The 1,026-nt window shown below is 51.8% G+C and carries 9 tRNA genes and 1 rRNA gene; all 10 read left to right on the top strand.

The window, feature by feature from the left end:
* Window positions 1–94: ribosomal RNA gene (rrf, locus tag ABID56_RS12995) — 5S ribosomal RNA — on the top strand; the annotation flags it as partial.
* Window positions 95–102: 8 nt separating this feature from the next.
* Window positions 103–178 (top strand) — tRNA-Val (locus tag ABID56_RS12990).
* Window positions 179–188: 10 nt separating this feature from the next.
* A tRNA-Thr gene (locus ABID56_RS12985) sits at window positions 189–265 on the top strand.
* Between the two features lie 64 nt (window positions 266–329).
* A tRNA-Lys gene (locus ABID56_RS12980) sits at window positions 330–405 on the top strand.
* Between the two features lie 3 nt (window positions 406–408).
* Window positions 409–493 (top strand) — tRNA-Leu (locus ABID56_RS12975).
* 8 nt (window positions 494–501) lie between these two features.
* Window positions 502–576: transfer RNA gene (locus tag ABID56_RS12970), tRNA-Gly, on the top strand.
* Window positions 577–582: 6 nt separating this feature from the next.
* Window positions 583–672: transfer RNA gene (locus ABID56_RS12965), tRNA-Leu, on the top strand.
* 5 nt (window positions 673–677) lie between these two features.
* Window positions 678–754: transfer RNA gene (locus ABID56_RS12960), tRNA-Arg, on the top strand.
* A gap of 10 nt (window positions 755–764) precedes the next feature.
* Window positions 765–838 (top strand) — tRNA-Pro (locus ABID56_RS12955).
* Window positions 839–849: 11 nt separating this feature from the next.
* A tRNA-Ala gene (locus ABID56_RS12950) sits at window positions 850–925 on the top strand.
* The last annotated feature ends 101 nt before the right edge of the window (window positions 926–1,026 follow it).

Here is a 1,026-nt window from a genome sequence, read left to right as displayed (position 1 = left end):
TCACACCTGTTCCCATGCCGAACACAGCAGTTAAGCTCTCTAGCGCCGATGGTAGTTGGGGTTCTTCCCCTGCGAGAGTAGGACGCCGCCGGGCTTCATAACGGAGGATTAGCTCAGTTGGGAGAGCACTTGCCTTACAAGCAAGGGGTCGGTGGTTCGAGCCCGCCATCCTCCACCATCTTTCAAACGCCGGCCTAGCTCAATCTGGCAGAGCAACTGACTTGTAATCAGTAGGTTGGGAGTTCGAGTCTCTCGGCCGGCACCATTTTTTCAATCGAAAGATTGATGCTATATAAATGAATATTAACGCGCATAAATCATTTAATTATGAGCCATTAGCTCAGCTGGCAGAGCATCTGACTTTTAATCAGAGGGTCGATGGTTCGAATCCATCATGGCTCACCATTTGCGGGTGTGGCGGAATTGGCAGACGCGCTAGACTTAGGATCTAGTGTCTTATGACGTGGGGGTTCGACTCCCTCCACCCGCACCATTGATTATGCGGAAGTAGTTCAGCGGTAGAACACCACCTTGCCAAGGTGGGGGTCGCGGGTTCGAATCCCGTCTTCCGCTCCATTAACTGCCGGGGTGGCGGAATTGGCAGACGCACAGGACTTAAAATCCTGCGGTAGTTTTACTACCGTGCCGGTTCGAGTCCGGCCCTCGGCACCACTTTTGCGCCCGTAGCTCAATTGGATAGAGCGTCTGACTACGGATCAGAAGGTTAGGGGTTCGACTCCTCTCGGGCGCACCATTTAAATAATCGGGAAGTAGCTCAGCTTGGTAGAGCACTTGGTTTGGGACCAAGGGGTCGCAGGTTCGAATCCTGTCTTCCCGACTCTCTATAACGGGGCCTTAGCTCAGATGGGAGAGCGCCTGCTTTGCACGCAGGAGGTCAGCGGTTCGATCCCGCTAGGCTCCACCATTTATTTATCGAACCTTGAAAACTAAACAAAATAGCCTGTCGTCAATTCGGTTTTCTTCTTATTTTTATGAAATGAGGAGAAAGCGGAGACGAAAAGAAAC

The organism is Alkalibacillus flavidus, from assembly GCF_040545925.1.
Lineage (GTDB): Bacteria > Bacillota > Bacilli > Bacillales > Alkalibacillaceae > Alkalibacillus > Alkalibacillus flavidus.
The sequence above is the reverse complement of the archived record's forward strand: the minus strand, read 5'-3'. Positions and strand labels throughout refer to the sequence as shown.